Origin of the sequence: Lonsdalea britannica (assembly GCF_946477055.1) — a bacterium.
Lineage (GTDB): Bacteria > Pseudomonadota > Gammaproteobacteria > Enterobacterales > Enterobacteriaceae > Lonsdalea > Lonsdalea britannica_A.
The window spans coordinates 1-6,765 of the sequence record NZ_CAMKXG010000191.1; the positions used below are offsets into that span (position 1 = coordinate 1).

Genomic DNA, 6,765 nt, shown 5'->3' on the forward strand with positions numbered 1-6,765 from the left:
CGCGCCGGTGCGACATCGCCGATTTCGGCCGTGGTACATGCGCTGCTGGTGATCCTGGCGCTGCTGGTGCTGGCGCCGTGGTTGTCTTATCTGCCGCTGGCGGCGATGGCTTCGCTGCTGCTGCTCGTCGCCTGGAACATGAGCGAAGCGCGCAAGGTCATCGACCTGATGCGCCATGCGCCGAAAGACGACATCATCGTGATGGTGCTGTGTCTGGCCCTGACGGTGCTGTTCGATATGGTGATCGCGATTACCGTCGGCATCGTTCTCGCCTCTATCCTGTTCATGCGCCGGATAGCGAAAATGACGCGTTTAAGCGAACTGCCCGCCACCGTGCAAGGGCAGCGTCTGGTGATTCGTATCAACGGCCCGCTGTTCTTTGCCGCCGCCGAACGTATCTTTGGCGAACTGTTGGTCCGCAGCAAAGAGTACCAAACCATTGTCCTGCAATGGGATGCCGTGCCGGTATTGGATGCGGGTGGCCTGAACGCGCTCTTACGCTTCATCGAATTGCTGCCGACTGAAAAGCGGCTGGTGATTACCGACATCCCGTTCCAGCCGTTGAAAACGCTGGCCCGCGCCAACGTGGTGCCGATAGAAAACCGCCTGACGTTCTATCCGACGCTGGAGCAAGCGCTTGAAGCGACGCCGCTTCCGCTGAGCGCTTAATCGCTGTCTTTCTGTTTACCGAGCCAGCCGCAAGGCTGGCCGGTTTCTTTCTCAAGTGACACCGCTGTCACGCCCTCACTCTCAATACCTGTTTTGCTCCCGACACCGCGTTCGTGTGCTCGGCGTCTTCCCGTTCACCCGGCCGCATTTAACACCCGCTTACGCTTGACCCATGGTGACAAAAGGTGACGCGCGCTATGCTGTATCCGAATCACAAAAAGAGCTCGCGGGTATGTATAAGATTGTTTTTGTTGAAGACGATCCCGAAGTGGGAAAACTGATTGCCGCCTATCTGGGCAAACACGATATTGATGTACACATTGAGCCGCGCGGCGACACTGCCTTGGCGGCGATTGAGCAGAAGAAACCCGATTTGGTCTTGCTGGACATCATGCTGCCGGGCAAAGACGGCATGACGCTTTGCCGGGAGCTGCGTCCCTGTTTCTCCGGGCCTATCGTGCTGCTGACCTCGCTGGACAGCGACATGAACCATATTCTCGCCCTGGAAATGGGCGCCGACGACTACATCCTGAAAACGACCCCGCCTGCCGTGCTGCTGGCGCGTTTGCGTCTGCATTTCCGTCAGTACGCCACACCGCCTCAGCCGACGCTCGACACCAGCGCGGCGGTACAGGTACACAAATCGCTGAACTTCGGTCTGCTGTGCATCGATCCGGTGAACCGCCAGGTTCTGCTGGCCGGCGAGGACATCACCCTGTCGACGGCCGATTTCGACCTGTTGTGGCAATTGGCGACCCATGCCGGGCAAATCATGGACCGCGACGCGCTGCTTAAAAACCTGCGCGGCGTCAGCTACGACGGCATGGACCGCAGCATCGATGTGGCGATCTCCCGTCTGCGTAAAAAACTGTACGACACGGCGCCGGAAGCGGTGCGCATCAAAACCATCCGTAACAAGGGTTATCTGTTTGCGCCCAACGCCTGGGAGACCCACGCGCCATGAAAAAACTGTTCATTCAGTTCTTTCTTCTGCTGTTCGCCAGCTTTCTGGTCATGACGTTGCTGGTCGGGTTGGTCTACAAGGCCACCGCCGAGCGTGCGGGACGTCAGTCGATGGACGACCTGATGAAAAGCTCTCTCTATCTGATCCGCAACGAACTGCGCACCCTGCCGCCGCGCGAGTGGCACAAAACGATCAGTCAGCTGGATCTCAATCTGTCGTTCAAAATGCACATCGAGCCGATGAACAAATACAAGCTCAGCAATAAGGCGCAGCAGCGTCTGACGCAGGGCGAAATCATCGCGCTGGACGACGAATACACCTTCATTCAACGCATCCCTCGCAGCCACTATGTGCTGGCGGTAGGTCCGATCCCCTACCTGTTTTTCCTGCACGAAATGCGGATGTTGAACCTGCTGATGCTGGTTATTATCGGACTGTCTCTGGCGCTGCCGGTCTTCCTGTGGATGCGGCCGCACTGGAAGGCGATGTTGAAGTTGGAAACCGCGGCGCAACGGCTTGGCGACGGTCACCTCGAGGAGCGCACCCACTTCGACAATACCTCCAGCCTGTTTCGTCTGGGCGTGGCGTTCAACCTGATGGCGGATAACCTCAATCAGTTGATCGCCAGCAAGAAGCAGCTCATCGACAACATCGCGCATGAACTGCGTACGCCGCTGGTGCGCCTGCGTTACCGTCTGGCGATGAGCGAAAACCTGCCGGAAGAGGAGCAAGAGGCGATAAATCGCGACATCGGCCAGCTGGAATCGTTGATCGACGAACTGCTGACCTACGCCCGGCTCGACCGCCCGCAGGTCACGTTGCATCTTGAAGAGATTGATCTGTCCGAATGGCTGGAGCAGCGCATCGCCGATTTTCGACTGGTGCATGCCGACAAAACGCTGGAGCTGAACGTGCCCCGCCATCAGCGCTTCGGCTATCTGGACCTGCGGCTGATGGAGCGGGTGCTGAACAATCTGGTCAATAACGCGCTGCGCTTCTGCCAACAGCGCATTCGTGTAGGGCTTACGCTCGATCACGGCGTGGCCTGTCTACAGATAGAGGATGACGGTCCCGGCATTGCGCCGCAGGACCGTGAGAGCATCTTCGAGCCGTTCGTACGCCTGGAAGCTGGCATGCAGAACAGCAGCGGCGGTTGCGGTCTCGGACTCGCGATCGTCCACGCGATTGTCCGCGCTTACGGCGGCACCATCCGCGCGGAATCCAGCGCGTTGGGCGGCGCCAAAATGACCTTCCGCTGGCCCATCGTCACCAGCGCAGCGGCGGCGGACAGCCTGGCGGCTAACGTTGTACATACGGTTACACGCGGAAACCAAACACTCACAGACCGCTAGCGCATCATTCCCTATGCTCCTTACATCGGCCCACCACTGTGGCTCGAAACGTAAACGGACAATGAGGAATTGATGATGAATAAAGTATTAGTGATGATCGCTGGCGCAACACTGGGTCTGTCCTCTGTAGCTTTTGCTGCTGACACCACCACCGCGCCTGCGGCAAACGCACCGACGACAACGACGACGACCACCACCACTCAGACCAAAGCCGATCACGCCAAAAAACACGTGAAAAAACAGGCGAAGAAAGAAACTGAGCAGAAAGCGCAGGCCACTAAAAAACACGTGAAGAAAGCGGTAACACCGGCCCAGAAAGCACAGGCTGCCAAGAAAAAACATGTGAAAAAACCGGCTGCGCAGAAAGCTCAGGCCGCTAAAAAACACGTGAAGAAAGCCAAGAAAGCCGTAGCAACTCCGGCTGCATAAGTCATACGTCTCACGACAGTACCTGACTCAATCCCCGCGCGAGCGGGGATCTATTTTACGATAACCGTCTGATACAAAAATAGATTCCTGAGCGATCGGCTTTATCATGTTGAGTCAATGGCGCGTTTATCAACCGTCCGACACCCCCTCTCACGGGCGTCGATTTCATGGAGCCAGGATGATGTTACGTCGTTACTCCTTTGAAATTGTATTATCGCTTCTGCTCCTCGGCGCGTTGATCATCATGCTGTTTTTTCTTTAACGTTCGATCGCCCGATAGCGTTTTCGACACCACGATAGCGCGTTCCACCCCGCCCGTCCGCCAACGCCGAAAACACCGTCATCCCGCTCAGCACAGAATTTTTGTACGTCGTTTCCAAAATCAGGGAACTTAACCATACTGTTAACAGAAAATTTTTTGTTAAAGGCGAATTATTTCATGCGCATATCGGCCTGGCTGCTCTGCTCTGTCACCCTGTTATCGACGGGCGTCAACGCCACCCCGTCGAAAGACGTCCTCCAGCAGCAACGCATTCTGTTCTTTAACCATGATGACCGCGATACCGTACCGGACACCGCGCAGTGGCCGTGGCAGGCCATTGGTCAGGTAGAAACCGCCAGCGGTAATCTTTGCACTGCGACGCTGATATCTCCGCACCTTGCGCTGACCGCCGGACACTGCGTGCTGGCGCCGCCCGGCGTCGCCGACAAGCCGGTGGCGCTGCGGTTTCACGCCACGCCGTCGGGATGGAAATATGAAACGCACAAGCTGGAAGCGATGGTGAATAAACAGTTGGCGAAACAGCTCAAAGCAGATGGCGACGGTTGGATCGTTCCCCCTTCGGCCGCCCCGCTCGACTATGCGCTGATCCGGCTGGAAAAAACGCCGCCGGGCATCGCGCCGCTGCCGCTGTGGCAGGGGGACGCACAGGATCTGAAATCGGCGTTGAAACAGGAGGGCCGCAAGGTGACGCAGGCGGGCTATCCTGAAGACCATCCCGATACGCTTTACCGCCATCAGGACTGCCTCATTACCGGGTGGAAAAATCAGGCGGTATTGACGCACCGCTGCGACACGCTGCCCGGGGACAGCGGTTCGCCGCTGATGCTGAAAACCGGAGATAGCTGGGCGCTGGTGGCGATTCAAAGCTCCGCGCCGGACGCCAGCGAGCGGGATCGGGCGGATAATCAGGCGGTCGCCGTTACGGCCATCCGCCAGTCGCTGGATGTGTTATCCCAGCGGCCAGCTCCGTGATCAGATTGACGGTAACAGCGGCTGGATGACCGCCACCTCATGGTGAAGCACCAGAGGATCGGAGATCAACCCGAACTGTTCATCGTCGGGGTAAGTGACGGCCTCCTGGTAATCTTCCCCCGCAAACACCTTGATCGCAGACAGGTCGCTCCAGTAGGTCGCCAGAAAAAAGTGCTCATAGGCTCCCTGGCTTCTCCGCTGCACTTCCGCCCCGCAGTTACCGTGAACGCTGCGGGAATGGTCGACGCCGGTGCGCTGCAAGTGGCGGGCGAATCCCTCCGCATGTTCGAGGGGAACGCAGCCGTGCCAGGTTCTGACTATCATAGAATGACTCCTGTGGTGAGTGAATATTCATGCATTTTAATTGCATTTAAAAACACTTAGCCTATCTTGAGTCGTGACAGATGACAACCGTCTTCACGTTGCATATTTCAGCATCATTTATTACACCTATATCACCCTCCGCCATTATGCGAGCTGCTCATGACCCTCATAGAACACCCCGACGATCTGCGTGCGCTCCAGCGGGCCGTCACCCTGCTGGAAGCCCCGGCGCTGACGCTGCAAATTGCCGATGTGATTGGAAAGCCGTTGACCTGGAGCCTTGGGAGGCTGCCGCAGAGCCTGCAACGCAAAATCCAGCAGAGCGTCAGAGCCGCGCTGCATAAAGCAGTGGATACCGCGCTTTATACGCTGGAAGACGACCCGCACCACGCTCCGTCACAGGGGCTGCACCGGATCGCCGCCGCCACGTCCGGCGCGGTATCTGGATTCTTTGGGATTGCCGGTCTGCTGGTGGAGCTGCCGATCAGTACAGCCATCATGATGCGCGCCGTCGCCGATATCGCCCGCAGCGAGGGATTTTCACTGGCGGATGAAGACGTCAAAAGCGCCTGTGTCGAGGTCTTCGCACTGGGGGGGCGAGAGAAAACGCTGGACCCGACAGACTCGGGCTATTACGCCTCCCGCGCGATTCTGTCCGACATCACTCGCCATGCGTCGCGCGAGTTAATGGCGTTGGTCAGTAAGAAAGGGTCGACGCGCACGGTGAGCTCTCGCCACGCGGCGTCGATTTTGGCGAAGGTGATCGATGCGGTCGCCGCCCGGTTTGGCGTGACGCTGACGGAAAAAATGGCGGCGCAAATTGTACCGGTGATCGGCGCCGCCAGCGGCGCGACGATCAACACCCTTTTCACCCGACATTATCAAAACATGGCCAAGGGGCATTTCACGGTCAAACGTCTGGAGCTGAAATATGGTGAAGAGGAGGTTAAAACGGCCTATCAGGGCATTAAAAACCGGACGCTCAGCCTGCCTGGCTCTTAGCCGCGTCCGGTAGCCGTCGCGTTATTCCGCCACCTGCTCCATCGCCTGTAGCACGCGCTTATCGGAAATCGGGTAAGGCGTGCCCAGCTGTTGCGCAAAGTAGCTGACCCGCAACTCCTCGATCATCCAGCGGATGGCTTTGACCTCATCGTCTTCCTGCCGCTCCGGCGGCAGCTTGTTCAGCCACTGCTGCCATGCCTGACGCACCTGCTCTACCTTCAACATTTGCGCCCGGTCGCGATGGACATCCTGAGCCAGCTTATCCAACCGCCGTTCGATCGCGTTCAAATAGCGCAGGACGTCCGGCAGACGCTGCCAGCCGCTTTCCGTGACGAAGCCGCGGAACACCAGACCGCTCATCTGACTTTTGATATCACTCAGTCCCAGCGCCATCGCCATGTCCACTCGCCCTTTCAGACGTTTGTTGATGGAGAACACCGCGGTGAGGATCTTCTCCACCTGACTGGCGATGTCGACCACCGCGTCGTTCAGTTCCGCGCGAACTTTATCGTGCAGCCGCTCGTAGCCCTCTTCCGTCCATATCGGGCCGCCCGCTTCGGCGATCAGTTTGTCCACGCCGCAGGCGATACAGTCGTCAATCAGGTCCAGCACTTTGCCGTAAGGGTTGAAGTACAATCCCAGCTTCGCCTTATTCGGCAGTTTTTCATGCAGGTATTTGATCGGCGAAGGAATATTCAGCAATAGCAACCGACGCAATCCTTTCCACATGGTTTGCTGCTGCTGATGCGGCGTGTCGAACAGCCGGATCG

General features: G+C 57.8%; 8 protein-coding genes. 6 read left to right on the plus strand and 2 right to left on the minus strand.

Going from position 1 to position 6,765, the window contains the following annotated elements:
- The 5 genes from Q7O77_RS12635 to Q7O77_RS12655 form a co-directional block, all read left to right on the plus strand.
- On the plus strand, positions 1-669 hold a 669-nt coding region (locus Q7O77_RS12635; protein ID WP_304167827.1), incomplete at its 5' end, for an STAS domain-containing protein.
- A gap of 232 nt (positions 670-901) precedes the next feature.
- Positions 902-1,633 carry a two-component system response regulator RstA gene (gene rstA / locus Q7O77_RS12640; protein ID WP_304167830.1) on the plus strand — a complete coding sequence of 244 codons (732 nt, stop codon included), beginning with the start codon at positions 902-904 and terminating at the stop codon, positions 1,631-1,633.
- On the plus strand, positions 1,630-2,985 hold the full coding sequence (rstB, locus tag Q7O77_RS12645; protein WP_304167832.1) for a two-component system sensor histidine kinase RstB: 1,356 nt from the start codon (positions 1,630-1,632) through the stop codon (positions 2,983-2,985). Before rstA ends, rstB begins: the two co-directional genes overlap by 4 nt.
- 75 nt (positions 2,986-3,060) lie before the next feature.
- Complete coding sequence (gene asr / locus Q7O77_RS12650) at positions 3,061-3,414, plus strand: acid resistance repetitive basic protein Asr (RefSeq protein ID WP_304167834.1); 354 nt, start codon at positions 3,061-3,063, stop codon at positions 3,412-3,414.
- 439 nt (positions 3,415-3,853) lie between these two features.
- Positions 3,854-4,669, plus strand: coding sequence for a serine protease (locus Q7O77_RS12655; RefSeq protein ID WP_304167836.1), 816 nt, complete (start codon positions 3,854-3,856; stop codon positions 4,667-4,669).
- Here Q7O77_RS12655 and Q7O77_RS12660 read toward each other — a convergent pair whose 3' ends face one another.
- Entirely contained in the window at positions 4,670-4,993 is a 324-nt protein-coding gene (locus Q7O77_RS12660) for a hypothetical protein (RefSeq protein WP_304167838.1), read from the minus strand.
- Between the two features lie 159 nt (positions 4,994-5,152).
- Between Q7O77_RS12660 and Q7O77_RS12665 the strand changes: the two genes are divergently transcribed.
- Positions 5,153-5,995 carry an EcsC family protein gene (locus Q7O77_RS12665; RefSeq protein ID WP_304167840.1) on the plus strand — a complete coding sequence of 281 codons (843 nt, stop codon included), beginning with the start codon at positions 5,153-5,155 and terminating at the stop codon, positions 5,993-5,995.
- Positions 5,996-6,016: 21 nt separating this feature from the next.
- On the opposite strand, the gene Q7O77_RS12670 is transcribed toward Q7O77_RS12665, so the two are convergent.
- Positions 6,017-6,765: DUF3418 domain-containing protein (locus Q7O77_RS12670; RefSeq protein ID WP_304167842.1), on the minus strand; the 749-nt coding region annotated here is incomplete at its 5' end.